We start from the raw sequence: 20,269 nt of genomic DNA, 5'->3' as shown, positions 1-20,269 counted from the left end.
TGACCATGTCTGCCACCTCACAAAAATGGCTGCTGCGCGCCGCGCCGTGGTTTTTACCCGTCGGCATTGTGGCACTCTGGCAGCTCGCGTCGTCCACCGGCTGGCTGTCGAGCCGTATTCTGCCCTCCCCGGAGGGCGTTGTAGAAGCGTTCTGGTCGCTGAGCGTGAGCGGTGAGCTGTGGCAGCATCTGGCGATCAGCTCCTGGCGCGCCGTGATTGGGTTTTCCATCGGCGGCAGCATCGGTCTGGTTCTGGGCCTGATCAGTGGCCTTTCCCGCTGGGGCGAGCGGCTGCTGGATACCTCTATTCAGATGCTGCGCAACGTGCCGCATCTGGCGCTGATCCCGCTGGTTATCCTGTGGTTTGGGATTGATGAGAGCGCCAAGATCTTCCTCGTGGCGCTGGGCACATTGTTCCCGATCTACATCAACACCTGGCACGGGATCCGCAATATCGATCGCGGTTTGGTGGAGATGGCGCGCAGCTACGGCTTATCGGGTTTTTCTCTCTTTATACACGTGATCCTGCCGGGCGCCCTGCCCTCCATTATGGTCGGGGTGCGTTTCGCGCTCGGCCTGATGTGGCTGACGCTGATTGTGGCGGAGACCATCTCAGCCAACTCTGGGATTGGTTACCTGGCGATGAACGCCCGCGAATTCCTGCAAACGGACGTGGTGGTGGTTGCCATCATTCTGTATGCCCTGCTCGGCAAACTCGCCGACGTTAGCGCCCAGTGGCTGGAGCGCAGCTGGCTGCGCTGGAACCCGGCCTACACCCTTCAGGAGGCGAAAGCATGAATACTGCACGACTGAACCAGGGAACACCGTTACTGCTGAACGGCGTGACCAAACGCTACGGCGAAAACACCATTCTTAACGGGCTGGATCTGCATATTCCCGCCGGACAATTTGTGGCCGTTGTCGGGCGCAGCGGGGGCGGCAAGAGTACCCTGCTAAGGCTGCTGGCCGGACTGGAAGCCCCCAACGGCGGCGACATTCTGGCAGGAACAACGCCGCTTTCGAATATTCAGGACGATACCCGCATGATGTTTCAGGACGCGCGGCTGCTGCCGTGGAAAACGGTTATCGACAATGTCGGGCTCGGTCTTAAGGGCAACTGGCGGGATGAAGCCCGCCAGGCACTGGCCGCCGTTGGGCTGGAAAATCGAGCCGATGAATGGCCTGCCGCCCTCTCGGGTGGGCAGAAGCAGCGCGTAGCGCTGGCGCGGGCGTTGATTCACCGTCCTGGCCTGCTGTTGCTTGATGAACCGCTCGGCGCGCTCGACGCCCTGACGCGAATCGAAATGCAGGATTTGATTGGATCCCTGTGGCAGGCGCACGGCTTTACGGTACTGCTGGTGACGCATGACGTGAGCGAAGCCGTCGCGATGGCGGACCGGGTGCTGTTAATAGAGGACGGGAAAATAGGTCTGGATCTGACGGTGGATCTTCCGCGGCCTCGTCGCGTGGGCTCAGCAAGACTGGCGGAGCTCGAAGCTGAGGTATTAGATCGAGTGATGAAGCGCGGGAGCATAGAGTTACAGCGAGCTAAGGCTAATGCCTGATGCCCTCACCCGGCCCTCTCCCACGGGGAGAGGGAGGGTTAACTTATATTACGCTAACGCTTTAGCAATCTTCTCGTACAAATCGCCAGACAGATTTTCCAGCCCTTTCAGCTGCTCAAGCGCGGCACGCATCTTCGCCTGACGCTTCGCATCGTAACGCTTCAGACGGATCAGCGGCTCAATCAGGCGCGACGCCACCTGCGGGTTACGGCTGTTCAGCTCGGTCAGCATTTCCACCATGAACTGATAACCGCTGCCGTCTTCGGCGTGGAACGCCGCCGGGTTGCTGCTGGCAAACGCGCCAATCAGCGAACGCACGCGGTTTGGGTTGCTCAGGGTAAAGGAACGATGCTTCAGCAGGCTGCGTACGTTGCTGAGTGCATCGGCCGCCGGGCTGGTCGCCTGCAGGATGAACCACTTGTCCATCACCAGGCCATCCTGATGCCACTTGTCGTCGTACTCCTGCATCAGCGCATCGCGGCACGGCAGTTCGGCGGCAACGCTTGCACCCAGCGCGGCCAGGGCGTCGGTCATGTTATCCGCCTCGTGATACTGCTTGCTCACCAGGGTGTTCGCCAGCTCGGTTTCACCAAACGCCAGATAGCGCAGGCAGGTGTTGCGCAGAGAACGTTTACCAATGTCCGCGTGCTCAACGCGATAAGCGTCAAGCTTGTTGGCGTTATAAATGGCGAGGAACTCGTCCGCCAGTTCAGCAGCCAGCGTACGGGTCAGCGCTTCACGCACCGCCACGATCGCGATCGGATCGATAATCTCGAACAACTCGGCGATTTCAGTCGCTGACGGCAGGGTCAGAATTTCAGCGGCGAGCGCCGGGTCAATCTTCTCATCCAGCAGGATCGCGCGGAACGCGTCAGCTACGTGAACAGGCAGCGACAGCGGCTGGCCCTGCTGATGACGGTTTACGTTGAGCTTGATGTAGGTCGCCAGCAGGCTTTGCGCCGCATCCCAGCGGGAGAAGTCGTTACGCGCGTGACGCATCAGGAACGTCAGTTGCTGATCGCTCCACTTGTACTCCAGCTTCACCGGCGCGGAGAATTCACACAGCAGCGCAGGCACCGGCTGGAAATAGACGTTATCGAAGATAAAGGTCTGCTCGGCCTGGGTCACGTTCAGCACGTGGTGTACCGGGTGGCCGCCCTTCTGCAGTGGAATGACTTTGCCTTCGTTATCGTACAGCTCAATGCTGAACGGAATATGCAGCGGGTATTTCTCTTCCTGCTCTGCCGTCGGCGGCGTGCGCTGGCTGATGGTCAGCGTGTACTGCTCGGTTTCCGGATTGTAGTCGTCTTTGACGGTAACAATCGGCGTACCGGCCTGGCTGTACCAGCGGCGGAAGTGAGAGAGATCGACATTAGAGGCATCTTCCATTGCCTGCACAAAATCGTCGCAGGTGGCCGCGCTGCCGTCATGACGCTCAAAGTACAGCTGCATCCCTTTCTGGAAGTTCTCTTCCCCCAGCAGGGTGTGGATCATGCGGATAATTTCGGCGCCCTTCTCGTACACCGTCAGGGTGTAGAAGTTGTTCATCTCGATGACTTTATCCGGACGGATCGGGTGCGCCATTGGGCTGGCATCTTCCGCAAACTGCAGGCCGCGCATGGTACGCACATTGTTGATGCGGTTTACCGCGCGTGAACCCAGATCGGAGCTGAACTCCTGGTCACGGAAGACGGTCAGGCCCTCTTTCAGGCTGAGCTGGAACCAGTCGCGGCAGGTGACGCGGTTGCCGGTCCAGTTGTGAAAATATTCGTGGCCGATGACGCGTTCGATATCGAGGTAGTCTTTGTCCGTTGCGGTATCGGTACGCGCCAGCACGTATTTGGAGTTAAAGACGTTCAGGCCTTTATTCTCCATTGCGCCCATGTTGAAGAAATCGACGGCGACGATCATATAGATGTCGAGATCATATTCGAGGCCGAAGCGCTCCTCGTCCCACTTCATGGAGTTGATGAGGGAGGTCATCGCCCACGGCGCGCGGTCAAGGTTGCCGCGGTCCACAAACAGCTCCAGCGCCACCTCACGGCCTGAGCGCGTTTTGAAGGTGTCACGCAGCACGTCGAAGTCCCCCGCCACCAGCGCAAACAGGTAGCACGGTTTCGGGAACGGATCCTGCCACTGCACCCAGTGACGGCCATTCTCCAGCTCGCCTTCACCTACGCGGTTACCGTTGGAGAGCAGGAAGGGATAGAGGGTTTTATCGGCGATGATTTTGGTGGTGAAGCGCGCCAGGACGTCCGGGCGGTCAAGATACCAGGTAATGTGGCGGAACCCTTCCGCTTCACACTGGGTACACAGCGCCACGCCTGACTGATAAAGCCCTTCCAGCGCGGTGTTGGCGGCCGGGCTGATTTCATTCACGATGCGCAGCGTAAACTGTTCCGGCAGGTTGTCGATGACCAGCTGGTTGTTTTCTTCTTTATAGTCTGACCAGGCTTCATCATTAATATGCAGGGAGACCAGCGTCAGGTCTTCACCATCCAGACGCAGCGGCACCGCAGTTGCGCTGTGGCGCGTCACCTTGCTTACCGCCGTGACAACGGTTTTAGTGGCATCCAGGTCAAAAGTCAGATCGATTTCGCTAATCAGGTAATCCGGCGCACGGTAGTCGTGGCGGTATTTGGCTTGTGGCTGTTGTGTCATAGAAAACCTTATGCATCGTTTGTCGAGTAACGTTTCAATATATTCCTGTTGCGCAAAACGCGCTATGCAGAATGTTCATCTTTTCAGGGTCAAAACCTTTTTTTGCTACATTTGTATAACACGGGGCACAAAATGCCCTCGACCATAAAACGCGCTTATGTTGTGATCGGGGTTCAATAAATCACTAAACAAGGTATACTCCGGAGTTGTTTATTGTACTAAACGCTCCTGTGAGAGGATGCTACTGCGCAACTATGACTCAATTCGCTTCTCCAGTTCTGCATACGTTGCTGGATACCGACGCGTATAAACTGCATATGCAGCAAGCCGTTTTCCACCATTACTATGACGTTCATGTCGCGGCGGAATTCCGCTGCCGTGGCGACGACTTGCTCGGTATCTACGCAGACGCCATTCGTGAACAGGTCAATGCTATGCAGCATCTGACGCTGCAGGACGAGGAATATCAGTGGCTTTCTGGCCTGCCTTTCTTCAAAGCCGACTACCTGAACTGGCTGCGCGATTTCCGCTATAAGCCGGAGCAGGTCACCGTGCTTAACGATAACGGCAAGCTGGATATTCGCCTTGAAGGTCCGTGGCGGGAAGTGATCATGTGGGAAGTGCCGCTTCTGGCGGTGATCAGCGAACTGGCTCACCGCTACCGTTCGCCGGAAACGGGCGTCGAGCAGGCGGTCGCCGCGCTGGAAAATAAACTCACTGCCTTCTCCACGCTGACCGAAGGGTTAGACATGTCCCGCTTCCGCCTGATGGACTTTGGCACCCGTCGTCGTTTCTCGCGCGACGTTCAGGAGGCCATCGTTAAACGTCTGCAGCAGGAACCGTGGTTCGTGGGCACCAGTAACTACGATCTGGCGCGTCGCCTCAGCCTGACGCCAATGGGTACCCAGGCGCACGAGTGGTTCCAGGCGCATCAGCAGATCAGCCCCGATCTGGCTAACAGCCAGCGCGCGGCACTGGCCGCATGGCTTGAGGAGTACCCGAATCAACTCGGGATCGCCCTCACCGACTGTATTACGATGGATGCCTTCCTGCGCGACTTTGGTCCCGAGTTCGCTGAACGTTACCAGGGATTACGCCACGACTCCGGGGATCCGGTTGAATGGGGCGAGAAGGCCATTGCCCATTACGAGAAACTCGGCATTGATCCGATGAGCAAGGTGCTGGTCTTCTCCGATAATCTCGACCTGGCGAAAGCAGTCGAACTCTATCGCCATTTCAACACCCGGGTGAACCTGAGCTTCGGCATTGGTACCCGTTTGACCTGCGATATTCCTCAGGTAAAACCTCTGAATATTGTCATCAAACTGGTGGAATGTAACGGCAAGCCGGTGGCGAAGCTCTCCGACAGCCCGGGCAAAACCATCTGCCATGACAAAGCGTTTGTTCGCGCGTTGCGCAAAGCCTTCGATCTTCCTCAGATCAAAAAAGCCAGTTAAGCGCTTACGGGAGCCTTTATGGCTCCCCTCTTCTTATTTATTTCTTAATTCTTCTCTTTTGACTGCGAAATTTACTTGTCTGATAGCGGATGGCAGGTAACATAGATATCCCCCCATAAGGGTGGACAAGTGTTTATTTTTTCCGACTATTAACAGAGAGAATATTATGAGCGTTGTGCCTGTAGCCGACGTACTCCAGGGCCGTGTCGCCGTTGACCAACAGGTCACCGTGCGCGGATGGGTGCGTACCCGCCGAGATTCTAAAGCTGGCATCTCCTTCCTTGCCGTCTATGACGGTTCCTGCTTTGATCCTGTACAGGCCGTCATTAATAATTCTCTGCCCAATTACAATGATGACGTTCTGCGCCTGACGACGGGCTGTTCCGTTATTGTCACCGGCGTGGTTGTGGCATCCCCCGGCCAGGGTCAGAGTTTCGAAATTCAGGCCTCAGCCATTGAAGTCACCGGCTGGGTTGAAGATCCAGATACCTACCCGATGGCAGCAAAACGTCACAGCATTGAATACCTGCGTGAAGTGGCGCACCTGCGTCCACGTACCAACCTGATTGGTGCGGTGGCGCGCGTGCGTCATACGCTGGCGCAGGCGCTGCATCGTTTCTTCGACGAGCAGGGTTACTTCTGGGTGTCTACCCCGCTGATCACCGCGTCCGACACAGAAGGTGCGGGTGAGATGTTCCGCGTCTCGACGCTGGACATGGAAAACCTGCCGCGCACGCCGGAAGGTAAAGTGGACTATGACAAAGACTTCTTTGGTAAAGAAGCTTTCCTGACGGTATCTGGTCAGCTCAACGGCGAAACGTACGCCTGTGCGCTGTCTAAGATCTACACCTTTGGCCCAACCTTCCGTGCCGAAAACTCCAACACCAGCCGTCACCTGGCGGAATTCTGGATGCTGGAGCCGGAAGTGGCGTTCGCCGACCTGGACGATGTTGCGGGTCTGGCGGAAGCGATGCTGAAGTACGTGTTCAAAGCGGTGCTGGAAGAGCGTCCTGACGACATGAAATTCTTCGCCGAGCGCGTAGACAGCGATGCTGTGGCGCGTCTGGAGCGTTTTGTTTCTGCCGACTTTGCGCAGGTGGACTATACCGACGCGGTGGCGATCCTCGAGAAATGCGGTGAGACTTTCGAGAACCCGGTTTACTGGGGCGTTGACCTGGCGTCTGAGCACGAACGCTATCTGGCCGAGAAACATTTCAAAGCGCCGGTTGTCGTTAAAAACTACCCGAAAGACATTAAGGCCTTCTATATGCGCCTTAACGAAGACGGTAAAACCGTGGCAGCGATGGACGTCCTGGCGCCGGGCATTGGTGAAATCATCGGTGGCTCTCAGCGTGAAGAGCGTCTTGACGTGCTGGACGCGCGTATGGAAGAGATGGGGCTCAACCCAGCTGACTACAGCTGGTACCGCGATCTGCGTCGTTACGGTACCGTACCGCACGCCGGTTTTGGTCTCGGCTTCGAGCGTCTGATCGCCTACGTTACCGGCGTTCAGAACGTTCGCGACGTGATTCCATTCCCACGTACACCACGTAACGCAAGCTTCTAATCGGTAAAAACTAAAATGGCCAGCCTGTGCTGGCCATTATTTTATTCTGCATTGTCAGTTTTCGTCAGCGTAAAGTCAGCATCTTTAAACCTTCACCCCGTCACAACCACTACCTGTTACGTTTTGTTTCCGCGAAATATCCAGCCACAAAAAATAAACCCCATTCTTATTGCGATTATTACATCCTCAAGCGATAGCACAAATTTCAACCACTTTTTCAGCCGTCCAGAAGTCTTTTTGGGGTCATAAGAAAAACAGAGTCGTTTAACGTCTGTTTATATGAATCGCCTTTATCTCAATTAATCATAAGCAATTCATATATATAGGATAGGTTTTGTTGTTTAATTCGCCAGAGCGCTCTGAAGTTTGAGGTGGTTCACAAAGTTCCCAAAAATACACATTTGGTTACACATATTTTCTTTCGGTTACTTAATCTTGAGAATTGTAGCACTTTCAGGCTAGCGAAACGCTTCGCCGAATGGAAAGATGCCTGTCAGATACATAAAGACACCAAACTCTCATCAATAGTTCCGGAAATATTTATTGACAGAATTTATTGACGGCAGTGGCGAGTGTCATAAAAAAACCAATGAGGGTAATAAATAATGATGAAGCGCAATATTCTGGCAGTGGTAATCCCTGCCCTGCTGGTAGCCGGTGCAGCTAACGCTGCAGAAATCTATAACAAGAACGGCAACAAACTTGATCTGTACGGAAAAGTTAATGCTGAGCGTGACTTCGTTACCAATGGCGATAACACCAACAACTCAGACTCAACCTACGCACAGATCGGTTTCAAAGGCGAAACTCAGATCAACGACCAACTGACCGGTTATGGTCAGTGGGAATACCGTGCACTGGCCAGTTCTGCGGAAGGTGAACAGTCTGCAAACAACTCTACTCGTACTCGTCTGGCATTCGCTGGCCTGAAAATGGCTGACGCTGGCAGCCTCGACTACGGCCGTAACTACGGCATCGTATACGATGTAGAATCCTACACCGACATGGCGCCAACCTGGTCCGGCGAAACATGGGGCGGCGGCAATGTTGATAACTACATGACCAGCCGTTCTACTGGCCTGCTGACCTACCGTAATAACGATTTCTTTGGTCTGGTTGATGGTCTGAGCTTCGGCCTCCAGTACCAGGCTAAAAACGAACGCGCTGACCTGCGTCGTGCGAATGGCGACGGTGTTGGTTACTCTGTAGCTTATGACTTCGGCAGTGGCTTTGCTCTGACTGGCGCGTACAGCAATGCTAACCGTACTCTTGACCAGAAGGCCGATGGTAAAGGCGACAAAGCCGAAGCATGGGCAATTGGCGGTAAATACGATGCAAACAGCCTGTATCTGGCTGCTGTATACGCAGAAACCCGCAATTTGAGCCTCCTGGCTAACACCACCGGTTCCAACACCCCTGATGCTTCTGGTGACGTGTTCAACGTAGCGAACAAAACCCAGAACTTCGAAGTTATCGCTCAGTACCAGTTCGACTTCGGTCTGCGTCCATCCCTGTCCTACGTCCAGAGTAAAGGTAAAAACCTGAACACTGTATCTGGCGGCGATGCAGATCTGGCTAAATACGTTGAAGTTGGCGCTACTTACTACTTCAACAAAAACTTCAACGTGTCTGCTGATTACCGCATCAACCTGATCGACGAAGATCAGGCCAAGCGCACTGGCGGCGGCTGGGTTGGTACCGACGACCAGGTTGGTCTGGCTGCTGTTTACCAGTTCTAATCAGAACACCACTTTGTTATATGCTTAATGAACAGGGCTTCGGCCCTGTTTTTTTATGCGTGACAGAAAATAATGGCGACTTTTGAAAAGCCGCACGCTTTTCGTCGCAAACGGTTGGCATTTTGTAAATCTACCGTTAACCTGATAGCGGATTTCACTTCTGTAATCACAATGGAACTTCGTCATGTTTGAGAACATTACCGCCGCTCCTGCCGACCCTATTCTGGGCCTGGCCGATCTGTTTCGTGCCGACGACCGCCCTGGCAAAATCAACCTGGGTATTGGTGTATATAAAGATGAAACCGGCAAAACTCCGGTACTGACCAGCGTTAAGAAAGCCGAGCAGTATCTGCTGGAAAACGAAACCACCAAAAACTACCTCGGTATTGATGGTATCCCTGAATTTGGTCGCTGCACCCAGGAGCTGCTGTTCGGTAAAGGCAGTGCAATTGTGAGTGACAAACGTGCCCGTACAGCACAGACTCCGGGCGGTACCGGTGCGCTGCGCGTGGCGGCGGATTTCCTTGCGAAAAACACCTCTGTTAAGCGTGTCTGGGTGAGCAACCCAAGCTGGCCGAACCACAAGAGCGTGTTTAACTCTGCGGGTCTGGAAGTGCGTGAATACGCCTACTACGACGCGGCAAACCACTCTCTGGACTTTGACGGCCTGCTGGCGAGCCTCGGCGAAGCGCAGGCAGGTGACGTGGTGCTGTTCCACGGCTGCTGCCACAACCCAACCGGTATCGATCCGACGCTTGAGCAGTGGCAACACCTGGCGAAGCTGTCCGTAGAGAAAGGCTGGCTGCCGCTGTTTGACTTTGCCTACCAGGGCTTCGCCCGTGGTCTGGAAGAAGATGCCGAAGGCCTGCGCGCGTTCGCAGCCGTGCATCAGGAGCTGATTGTCGCCAGCTCTTATTCCAAGAACTTCGGTCTGTACAATGAGCGTGTGGGTGCCTGTACGCTGGTTGCTGCTAACGAAGAGACCGTCGATCGTGCGTTCAGCCAGATGAAATCGGTTATCCGCGCTAACTACTCTAACCCACCGGCACACGGTGCGTCTGTTGTTGCCACTATCCTGAGCAACGATGCGCTGCGCGCTATCTGGGAACAAGAGCTGAACGATATGCGCCAGCGTATTCAGCGCATGCGCCTGCTGTTTGTGAACACCCTGGCTGAGAAAGGCGCAGACCGCGACTTCAGCTTTATCATCAAACAGAACGGCATGTTCTCGTTCAGCGGCCTGACCAAAGAGCAGGTTCTGCGTCTGCGTGAAGAGTTTGGCGTATACGCCGTGGCCTCTGGCCGCGTGAACGTTGCAGGCATGACGCCTGACAACATGGCGCCACTGTGCGAAGCGATTGTCGCCGTACTGTAATTTGCGCCCATAAAAAAAGCCTGCGTTATGCAGGCTTTTTTTTATTCGGGTTACCAGACAGGCATTTCATCCTGAAGGAACGGGTTATGGAGCCGTTCATAGCCCAGCGTCGACATCGGACCGTGTCCAGGAATAAACGTCACATCATCACCCAGCGGCAATAGCTTCTGTTTAATCGACTGAATCAGTTGCCCGTGATCGCCGCGAGGAAAATCACTGCGTCCTACGCCGCCTTTGAAAATCACATCGCCGGAAATCAGCAGACGAGACTGGTCATCAAAGAAGGCAATATGGCCTGGCGTATGTCCAGGACAATGCAACACCTGTAAAGTCACATTCCCTACGTTAACGCGCTCTCCTTCGTTCAGCCAGCGATCGGGCGTCAGGGGCTGACACTCATCAAGGCCAAACATGCGGCTTTGGGCGGGTAACCCCTGCAGCCAGAACTCATCTTCTTTTTCCGGACCAATCACCGGCACACCATAATGTTGTGCCAGTTCTGCCGCTGCGCCAACATGGTCAAGGTGACCATGCGTCAGCAATATTTGCATCAGCGTGACACCGCTGTCAGCGACTTCCTGCTTGATTTTCTCAGCGTCGCCACCGGGATCGACAAGCGCGGCCAGTTTAGTTTGTTCGCACCAGATGAGTGAACAATTCTGGGAGAACGCGGTAACCGGAATAATACGATAGTTCATACTGCTCCTGTGTTTCGTTATTACCAGTGCCGAACCGGACCGGTATCAATATGTACAAAGTTGCTGCTGGGGTAATATCCTACACCACCTGCGCGCATAGATAACGCAGCTTTGCGAATATTGGCTAACGAAACGCCTTCAATATGGAAATCCATTGCCTGTCCCTTCGTGTGATAGCTTTTTTTCGCTACCCCGCGACTGTGGGCGCGCAGTTCATTGTTGGTATCAATCGAGCGATAGCCAGAAATGAGCTGCACCGGCTTGCTGGTGCCCAGCAGGCCCTGAAGGCGGAAAATCTGATCAAACAGTCCTGGATCGATGGCTTTTATTTTATTCGCGCGGAAATCACGGAAAAAATGGTTAAGTCTTGCTAATTCATCCTGAATATAGCCTCTGCCATCGAAAAACTCCGCTTTTAGCGACTCACCGGTATGAAGATTGTTGAGCGTTAAAACTCGCGGACGAGGTGTCGAGAGGGTGGCAAATGCTGGCGTCGGCAGGATGGCCGCTGCGCCGAGCGCAACGCCACCTAACGCCAGCAGTTTGCGGCGATTAGCGTCAAATTTGTCCATGATAATCAGGTCTACAGGTAAAAGAAATCGTAATATGCTTAGCGCACGAAGGGCACCATAACTGGCAAAACCAGGTACGTCAAGGCGCCCAACCCCAGTGAATACGCGGCTTGCAGCGATATAGCCGCTTATTCACCATAACTTACGACAATCATTTTTCCCGAACTGCTTCATTTACCTGATTAATTGTTCCGCTTTTGGCAAAATTTGTGCGCCGGATCGCGCGGTGAGATCATAATTGTAAATATCTGTGCGATACTGGGTACGCCCGTCCTCACCCACAAACGCCGTCAGATAGTAAAGATTGACCGGAATATTGTGGCGAATATTAACGTAACGCGTATCCCCCTGCTTCAGGGCATCCGAAATACGCGTATCGTTCCAGCCCGCATCCTGAAGCAGCATATTGGCCAGCTCCGAGGCTTTGTTCACGCGCACGCAGCCAGAACTCAGCGCGCGGGTATCTTTCTGGAACAAGTTGTGGTTCGGCGTATCGTGCAGATAGATAGCTTCTGAACTCGGCATATTGAATTTGTAGCGCCCTAAAGAGTTATGCGCCCCGGGAGCCTGCTGGAAACGGAACGGCAGATTTGACGCTGTGATCGTCGACCAGTCGACCATATAAGGATCGATGGCCTCTTTACTGTTCCATCCACGCATCACCGTATAGCCATGACGTTCCAGATAACCCGGGTCGTTCCAGACCTTCGGCAGAATGTCTTTTCGCGCCAGAGTCGGCGGCACGTTCCACGGTGGGTTTACCACCACGTTATTCAGCGCGCTGCTCATCATCGGTGTTTTACGATCCGGACGCCCGACAATCACGCGCGATGCCAGTTTTTCGCTACCGTCCTGGTAATAGACCAGGGAATACGCCGGAATGTTAACCATAATCCCGGTAGAGAGCGTTCCCGGCAGCAAGCGCAAACGCTGGATATTGAGCGCCAGCACCCCTGCCCGCTGCGCAGGCGATACGTTCAGCCAGTCACGCGTCGTCTGGCCAATGACGCCATCGGCCCCCAGCCCCTGAGCGGCCTGGAATTGCTTAACAGCCGCAACCAGCTCGCGATCGTAAGCCGCGGGTTTGCTGCTCAGGACATCGGCTTTCTTCTCTTTCACGGGAGCTGACGGGCTGACGGCGACGTTTTGTGGATCATCACCCGGGAGAGCAATCTTTGGCCCGCCTTCCAGAATACCGGAACGCACCAGGATCTCGCGCAGGGCGGGCACATCGCTGCTCCACTGCCCCGGACGCAGCGTCGCGGTACCGCGCATTTGCGGCCACGGACGCGTGTCCCCCACTAGCGCGAGGAGCGACTGGTGCAGAGTGGCATATTGTGGGTGCGTCGGTGCCAGGCTGGCGATAAAGCGCGGCAGTTCGCCATTATCCAGCGCTAGCTGCCATTGATTAATCACCGATAGCGCTGGCGTCGCCAGTTTGTAAGGTTTATCGCTGTACAGCCAGCGGTTGCCATTGACAGGAATACCCGCCACGAACTGCAGGTAGCCCATCATGGCATCGGAAAGCACCACGTCCCGCGCCTGCCCGGTGACGGCAGGATCGGTTAACAGCTCAACCCATTTTGTAAACTGCGGCTGAAACCCTGCAATCGCGACCTCCGCCAGCTGTTGCTGGAAGGCGCGCACGGCATCGCGGTTTTCCCACATCGGTTTCATATCGCGGGCAGCATAGAGGAGCGTGAGCTGATTGATATAGACAGGCGTGTAGCCTGACGGCAGCCCTGACTGCAGCTGCTGACTGAGCGATTCGGCGTCGATGCCTTCCGGCAGCGGTTTAATACCGGCCATGACAGCCGTCGCCGGAGACTGGTCCAGCGGCTGGGACAACGACGTAGGCTGTGCGCCTGTCGTTGCCGAGCTGTCAGTCGGCACAATTTCAGGCTCGTCGGCCTGGGCGGTTAACAGTGGAGCAAACATCACTGCCAGGCATAAACTTAGCGCCGACAGCTGACGACCACATTCTTTCTTAAGCAACATCCCTTGCCCCCTGTTTTCACGACATGCCCATCACGTTGGGGCTTTCTTTCATTATAGGTAGACGGCTAAGCTGTTGCCTTACCTTATGTAAAGAAGTTTAAAGATAACGCAGCCCTAAGCACAAGTTAAGTTTAAAAAAAAAGCGGCGCCAGGGCGCCGCTTCGGGTCAGAAGATACTTCAGGAAGCGTCGGCTGTGGTTTCCGGCAATGACTCTGGCGGCTGCGGCGCAAAGCCACGCAGCCCCACAACGTGAACGTGTTCGCTGTTCTGGAACACTTTACGCACCAGTTTGTAGGTAGTGCCTTTCTCGGGGCTGATGTTCTCCGGCGCCGCAATAATGAGCTGCATATCGAGACGTTCGCAAAGCTCGAACAGCGTGGCTATGGAGCGGGCATCAAGACGCGCCGCCTCATCCAGGAACAGCAGTCGGCATGGCGAGATGTCTTTGCCGCGCAGACGGCGCGCTTCATCTTCCCAGCTCTGGACAACCATCACCAGAATTGACATCCCGGTACCGATCGCTTCACCGGTAGAGAGCGCCCCGGATTCCGCACGCAGCCAGCCGTCTGAGCCACGGTTTACCTCTACCTCCATTTCCAGGTAGTTACGGTAATCCAGCAGCTCTTCACCGATGGTTTGCGGCGTACGCTGGCCCATATCAATCTGTGGATTCAGGCGCTGATACAGCTTCGCCAGCGCTTCGGAGAAGGTCAGACGGTTGCTGTTGAACAGATCCTGATGCTGCTCGTGCTGCTCAGACAGCACTTCCAGCAGCGTCGCGTGGGCTTCACGCACGTTGACGTTGAGGCGCACGCTGTTCACCTGACCAAACGACACGCTCTGCAGGCCCTGGTTCAACTGGCGGATACGGTTCTGTTCGCGCTGAATGGTTTTACGAATAATATTCGCTACGCTGCGGGAGCTGATCGCCAGCTTCTGCTCGCGGGAGGTCAGCTCCTCCGTCAGGCGACCCAGCTCGATTTCCATCTGTTCGATGGCCTCGACCGGATCGTCAGTACGGATGATGTCCTGACGAATACGTTCGCGCAGGTGCTGGTAAACCGCTACGAAGAACTGGATTTTACGTTCCGGACGTTTTGGATCTTCCGACATACGCAGCACGTCGCGCAGGTGTTCGTTATCCGCCACCGCCAGACGCAGCGCACCCAATGCCTTATCCGACATGGAACGCAGTTCGTCGGCTGAGAGATATGCCAGTTCACGGCGGTGCAGACGACGCTCAACGTTATTGTCTTTCACCATGCGCATCACCGCGCACCAGCCCGCCTTCGCGGTCACAACCTGCTCACGCATCTCAAAGTAGTCGCGCTCCAGCTTGCGCAGGCGACGGGTCAGGTTATCCATTTCCGCTTCGCAGAAGGTCAGCGCTTTTTCCAGCTGATTACGACGCGCACGGTTATTGCTGAGCTGCGAATGCAGCTCGTCACGACGAATACGCGCGCGCTCTTCTGCCCCGCTGTCGGCACGCACGCCGATGTCCTGAAGCTCTTTCTGCAGATCGTTTAACAGCTCTTTCTTGGTGTCGAAGGAGCTTTTCAGCGAGGCCAGCACCTGGTTGTACTGGTTCAGTTGAGCGGAGTGGCTGCGCATAGCTTCACGGGCGCGAGTACGTTCCGCTTCCGCCTGCTCAAGGCGCTGACGCAGCTTTTCGTTCAGGTCGCTGTTACCGCTCAGCATTTCTGCCGAATCGGAGTAGCCAAAGTGGGCCCGACGCTGCACCACTTCCGTCAGGGCAAACGCCTGCTGACGCGCTTCGCGCTGCACCTGCTGCGACCAGGCATAATCTTCTTTTAACTGCTCGAACTGTTCCGGGTCGCTCTGCAGAACAGACACGACGGGCTCCAGCTTCGCCAGCTGATTGCCGTGCTGCTGAACGAAACGCGCGGCTTCCTGCGCTTCATCCAGACGCTCCTGGATCTCGTCCACGCGATCGGCCAGCGTGTCATCCGCCAGCAGATTCAGGCGCGGAAGAATGCGGTTAAGGGCCGCGACGCCCTCTTTCGCCTGCTCGAACTGGACGCGGCTCTGCTGGTTGTCGCTTTCATGACTGGCAATCGCCCGCTCCAGCTCGCCACGGCGGGTATTGAGCTTGCGAATTTCCGCTTCCGGGTCAGCTTCAAAGGCCACGGCCAGATGGCTGCCGATAAAGCGGCTGAACGCCTGGTGCAGACGCTGGGTTTTCTGCACGTCAAACGACAGCGTCGCGAAACGTTCAGACAGCGTTTCACGCTCGGCGTGCAGGCTTTCGATGCGGCTTTCGCGCGCGGCGCGGCCAAACAGCGGCAGCTCAGGGAAGCGGGAATAACGCCACTGACGGTCGGCGATTTTCACCACCACCGCTTTTTCCAGCTCGTCGACGCTGAAGACGCTGTCATCGAACGACTGCGGATCCCCTTCGATCAGGTAGAGATCCTCCGGGCAATCTTCCAGGCCGGCAAGCTGCTCAGAAATCAGCGACAGATCCGGAACCACAATCGCGTTACGGGATGGACCGTACAGCGCGGAGAAGTATGGCGCGTCGTCCAGACCGACATCGTCGTAAATCTCGGACAGCAGCACGCCGCCAAAACGCTCCGCCAGGGCATTGAGGCGCGGGTCTTCCGCACCGCCCGGCTGGCTTAAGCGTTCAATTTCTTCGTCGACTTCACGCTTGCGCGTGCCGACTTCGTCACGCTCAACAATGGCTTCGCGCTCGCGCTCCAGCAGCTGCTGCAGGTATTCGGTCACTTCCTGGCTGGATTCGAACTGCTCGCCGCACTGTTCGCTGAGCTGATTCAGGCTGCTTTGAGCCGCCAGCCAGACCGGCGCTCGTTGCAAGAGCGTCTTCGAACGGGACTGAATCTGCTCCAGCTCCTGACGCAGCGTCATACGCTGTTCGCTGGCGTTTGATACGGTATCGGACAGGGCCGCGATACGCGCTTCCAGCTCCTGATGCAGGGCCTCAAGCTCGTCGAAATCGTAATTTTTTCCCTGACGCTTGCAGAATTCCACCAGAAGACGCTCGGCCTCCTGCTGCTCGCGCAAGCGCTGTTCCAGCTCGTTCAGACGCATCCGCAGCGGCTGAACCTGTTCGGCCAGATGGCGCTGGTTCACACCGTCGCGCAGCAGTTCACGGGCAACGTCCCAGGCTTCGTTACGCGCCAGCGGGCCGTTAATTGCGACCACCAGCTGATAAGCCTGCTCAAACTGGCTGTGCGCCGTTTGCGCGACGCTCATTTTCTGTTCGAGGGAGAGCAGCTTCTCGGTGGCTTCCTGTTCTTTGGCCTGGAAGGTATCCAGCCACTCGTCGGCGCTATCCGGCGTCAGGTCAGGCAGATGGCACAGCTCTTTCGCACGCTGTAATGCCTGCAATGCCTGGGTGTACTGAATCGCTCGTGTCTGCTGCACGTCAAGTGCCTGCTGGTAATCGGCAAGCTGGCTTTTCAGCTCATCCACTTCCAGCTCGGCCGCTTCGGCACGGGCTTCGTTCTCTTCCTGCATGTCGGCGGCTTCGGCCACCACTTCATTTTGCTCTTCGAGACGAATTTGCAGCTCGTCGAGATCCGCTTCATAGCGCTCGATTTTTTCCTGCTGACGCAGCGCAGTCTGCACCAGGTTCAGGTGATCGCTGGCGGCCTGGTAATCGGCTTCCAGGTCGCCTTCTGCACCGTTGTGCTCACCCAGCTCGCGCGCCATTTCGACGTGCTTGTACTGCTCGGCCACCAGCTGTTTACGGGAGGTAAACAGCTCGCGGCGATATTCTAATGCCTGATCGAGATGCACGCGTCGCTCGTTGGCGTGACGCATGTAGTCCGCCGCCACGTAGTTGGTGGCTTCGCTGATCAGGTGTTTAAACAGGTCGCGGTCAGACTGGGTAACGCGAATCGCTTCCAGCGTCATGCGGTTTTCACGCAGCGCCGCTTCCATATCCTGGAAAGCCTTACGCACGCCGCTGTTTTCCGGCAGCAGGTAGTCGCGCAGGGAGCGGGTGATGGCGCTGGAGATACCGCCATACAGAGACGCTTCGATCAGGCGGTAGTATTTGCTACGGTCTGATGCCGAGCGCAGACGACGCGCTACCACGCCCAGATCGAACATCAGAGCGTGGTAGTCGGTAATCGAGTTGAACTGTTTGAACTGTACGCCTTCGATCGCTTCGAGCTTATCTTTCAGCTCCTGCAGCGTCAGCACACGCGCCTGACGTTCGTTCAGTGTTTCCGTCAGCAGCGCCGTTGGCTGCACGGACGTTGGCAGCCCCTGGATCGCAAACGGTTTGATATCCACTTTACGGTCGCGACCGGCAACCTGCTGCAGGCGTACGCCCACCACCACACGCTGATGACGGGAGTTAATGACGTCCAGAACCGAATAACAGACGCCGGCCTTCAGCTTCCCGTGCAGGCCTTTATCACGGGAACCGCTTGTGGCCCCCGCTTCGGTGGTGTTACGGAAGTGAAGCAGCGTCAGGTCAGGGATCAGCGCCGTGACAAAGGCCGCCATGGTGGTGGATTTACCCGCTCCGTTACCGCCGGAGAGCGTCGTGACCAGCTCATCCAGATCGAACGTTCGGGCAAAGAAGCCGTTCCAGTTAATCAGCGTCAGTGAGCGAAATTTACCGCGTTCAATCATTACTCTTCCTCCCCGCTATCCGGCAGATTCTCTTCATGCTCATCATTGAGCTGCAAATGGTTTTCCACCGGCATCGCTTCACCGTCGCGGATCATGCGAAGCTGCGCTTCACGCGCGTCATCGCCCGCACGCACGTCGGCGCCAAAGCGGAAGACAGATTCCGTGATGCGGAATTTGCTGCTGTCGTGGCCCATAAACCAGACCATCCCCAGGCGACGCAGACGGTTCAGGGAAGAGCGAACCTTTTCCTGTAATTTCTGACGGTCAAGATCCGACCCCGTGGAGCGGTTGTTCACCAGCTTGAGCAGTTTGCTCTCATCTGCCAGCGTCAACAGCTCGTCGTAAAGTTCCTGCTGGGTGAAGATCCCTTCATTCGCCAGACGTTCCGGGCTGAGATAGAGGTAGCAAAGAATTTTGCCAACCATCATATCCAGCTCCGAGAGCACGGAACGCGGAATCAGCGTCGTGGAGCGTGGACGCAGGTAGAAAAAACCTTCCGGCGCGCGAATAAGCTCCACGTTGTAGCGTGCGTAAAACTCTTCCAGGTACTCCTGGAAGTCCATCAAAAAGGCGTGATTATCCAGCTCGTCTAAGCCAATGTGACGACCGGCACGCAGCTGGCTGTCCAGCGCCGGAAATAACGGATTCGCCAGCGCCTGTGCCAGCTTAACTGGCATCACTTGTTCAATATTTGTCAATGACATGCGCCTGTACCTTGGCTCCGTAATCGTTAATTGGCTGCCACTTCGGCGGCAGTCCGGTGAAATCTGCTTGCGCGACGCCCAGGCGCACCGCCTGGTCTACCACAATGCGGGCAACGTCGAAGTGGCGCGCGCGCGGATATTGCGCCAGATAGTCGCGCACCACGAGCCCAAGATCCAGCGGCACTTGTCTGGTTTTGTAGACAGCGAGCTGTTCTTCGATCATCGCCGCAAGCTGCTCGCGAATTTCGTTAAATTCTTCGTATTCCAGATCCGGTGGCAGTTCACCGGTCACCTCTTCATCGCGGAGCGCCATCTCTTCGTCGCGCATATCCAGCAGACGATCGGCATTGGCGTAGGTCAGCGCCCACGGCGCATCGAAATAGGTCTGCACCGACTGACGCAGACGCTGGGCAAAGACGCGGTTTTTATCCATATCAATCGCGGTACGGATAAATTTATGCACGTGTCGGTCGTAGCCGATCCACAGGTCGATCGACTGCTGGCCCCAGCTGATAATGCGGTCGAGTTTGCTCTGCAGATCGAATACCAGACGGTCGATAAAATGCAGATCGTCATGCGCCAGCGTCGCGTCCTGGATGCGCAGCAGGTTAGCCTGCAGCTTGTCCCCTGCGGCTTCCAGCGTATCCTGGAGTTCGCGCAGTGTGCCGGAGGTTTCTGACAGCAGAAGTTCACAGCTGGAGATAGCCGCTCGCCAGTCTTTATTCAGCAACTGCGCGATATCGTCTTTCACCTGCTGCTGCTGTTCGTCCATCAGGCGCTGGGTGAGATCGATACTGTCGAAGATTTCGGCCACCGAATATTTCAGCGGCGCGTAGACGTTACGGTGCCAGTGGAATTCGTCACCGTTTTCATCCGCCGCGTCGGCGGCGCGCTTAAGCTCACCCGCCACGATCGACAGCTGCATGGAAAGACGCAGCGTGGAAAATTCACGCTGGCGAATATAGTAATCGGTGATGCCGATGCCCAGCGGCGTCAGGCGATAGATGGCGTTTCCTTCCGCCTGCTCGCTGGTAAAGCGGTTCAGCAGACGTTGACGCACCATATCGTTGATCGCGTTGTTGGCACGCACGCTAATGGTTTCGCTGGTTTGCTCAAACGCATCACTGACGTGGCGGAACGCATCCACCAGTTCACCCTCGCTCATTTCACCATCCAGCCGCTCGCCGTTCAGCGTGGCGACCGCCAGCAGGAAAGAGAGTCTGTCTACCGGCAGCGAGATGGAGAAATCGTTTTTCCTGGCCCAGGCAACCAGTTCGGGGACTGTCTGGGAAAATTCACTCATA

At 55.9% G+C, this 20,269-nt stretch carries 13 protein-coding genes; 6 read left to right on the top strand and 7 right to left on the bottom strand.

Annotated elements, in window-relative coordinates; all coding sequences use genetic code 11:
• The first annotated feature begins 5 nt into the window (after positions 1–5).
• Both ssuC and ssuB read left to right on the top strand, forming a co-directional pair.
• Positions 6–797, top strand: coding sequence for an aliphatic sulfonate ABC transporter permease SsuC (gene ssuC / locus AC4IC4_RS07415; RefSeq protein ID WP_023311016.1), 792 nt, complete (start codon positions 6–8; stop codon positions 795–797).
• Positions 794–1,564, top strand: coding sequence for an aliphatic sulfonates ABC transporter ATP-binding protein (gene ssuB, locus AC4IC4_RS07410; RefSeq protein WP_491472461.1), 771 nt, complete (start codon positions 794–796; stop codon positions 1,562–1,564). Before ssuC ends, ssuB begins: the two co-directional genes overlap by 4 nt.
• Positions 1,565–1,612: 48 nt before the next feature.
• On the opposite strand, the gene pepN is transcribed toward ssuB, so the two are convergent.
• A complete protein-coding gene (gene pepN / locus AC4IC4_RS07405; RefSeq protein ID WP_090417513.1) occupies positions 1,613–4,225 on the bottom strand; it encodes an aminopeptidase N in 2,613 nt (870 codons plus the stop codon).
• A 254-nt stretch (positions 4,226–4,479) separates the two neighbouring features.
• Between pepN and pncB the strand changes: the two genes are divergently transcribed.
• The 4 genes from pncB (at position 4,480) to aspC (ending at position 10,363) form a co-directional block, all read left to right on the top strand.
• Positions 4,480–5,682, top strand: a complete 1,203-nt coding sequence (gene pncB, locus AC4IC4_RS07400; protein ID WP_491472460.1) for a nicotinate phosphoribosyltransferase — start codon at positions 4,480–4,482, stop codon at positions 5,680–5,682.
• Positions 5,683–5,848: 166 nt separating this feature from the next.
• Positions 5,849–7,249, top strand: a complete 1,401-nt coding sequence (asnS, locus tag AC4IC4_RS07395) for an asparagine--tRNA ligase (RefSeq protein WP_024907781.1) — start codon at positions 5,849–5,851, stop codon at positions 7,247–7,249.
• A gap of 605 nt (positions 7,250–7,854) precedes the next feature.
• Complete coding sequence (locus AC4IC4_RS07390; protein ID WP_032649165.1) at positions 7,855–8,988, top strand: porin; 1,134 nt, start codon at positions 7,855–7,857, stop codon at positions 8,986–8,988.
• A gap of 184 nt (positions 8,989–9,172) precedes the next feature.
• Positions 9,173–10,363, top strand: coding sequence for an amino acid aminotransferase (gene aspC / locus AC4IC4_RS07385; RefSeq protein WP_248273083.1), 1,191 nt, complete (start codon positions 9,173–9,175; stop codon positions 10,361–10,363).
• Positions 10,364–10,413: 50 nt separating this feature from the next.
• On the opposite strand, the gene AC4IC4_RS07380 is transcribed toward aspC, so the two are convergent.
• The 6 genes from AC4IC4_RS07380 to mukF all read right to left on the bottom strand — a co-directional run bounded on the left by AC4IC4_RS07380 (position 10,414) and on the right by mukF (position 20,268).
• A complete protein-coding gene (locus AC4IC4_RS07380) occupies positions 10,414–11,061 on the bottom strand; it encodes an MBL fold metallo-hydrolase (protein WP_024907784.1) in 648 nt (215 codons plus the stop codon).
• Positions 11,062–11,081: 20 nt separating this feature from the next.
• Entirely contained in the window at positions 11,082–11,633 is a 552-nt protein-coding gene (mepK, locus tag AC4IC4_RS07375; protein WP_023335137.1) for a peptidoglycan L,D-endopeptidase MepK, read from the bottom strand.
• Positions 11,634–11,807: 174 nt separating this feature from the next.
• On the bottom strand, positions 11,808–13,631 hold the full coding sequence (gene ldtD, locus AC4IC4_RS07370; RefSeq protein WP_491472459.1) for a L,D-transpeptidase: 1,824 nt from the start codon (positions 13,629–13,631) through the stop codon (positions 11,808–11,810).
• 178 nt (positions 13,632–13,809) lie between these two features.
• Positions 13,810–18,261 carry a chromosome partition protein MukB gene (gene mukB, locus AC4IC4_RS07365; protein ID WP_491472458.1) on the bottom strand — a complete coding sequence of 1,484 codons (4,452 nt, stop codon included), beginning with the start codon at positions 18,259–18,261 and terminating at the stop codon, positions 13,810–13,812.
• Positions 18,261–18,965: a chromosome partition protein MukE gene (mukE, locus tag AC4IC4_RS07360; RefSeq protein WP_008499954.1), complete on the bottom strand. Its 705-nt coding sequence runs from the start codon at positions 18,963–18,965 to the stop codon at positions 18,261–18,263. The genes mukB and mukE overlap by 1 nt, the downstream gene beginning before the upstream one ends.
• Positions 18,946–20,268 (bottom strand): chromosome partition protein MukF, encoded by a 1,323-nt coding sequence (mukF, locus tag AC4IC4_RS07355; RefSeq protein WP_024907787.1) that lies wholly within the window; start codon positions 20,266–20,268, stop codon positions 18,946–18,948. The genes mukE and mukF overlap by 20 nt, the downstream gene beginning before the upstream one ends.
• Between the last annotated feature and the right edge of the window lies 1 nt (position 20,269).

Source organism: Enterobacter sp. Taxon_2, from assembly GCF_058355295.1.
Note: the sequence above shows the minus strand (reverse complement) of the source record. Positions and strands in the feature narration are given on the sequence as shown.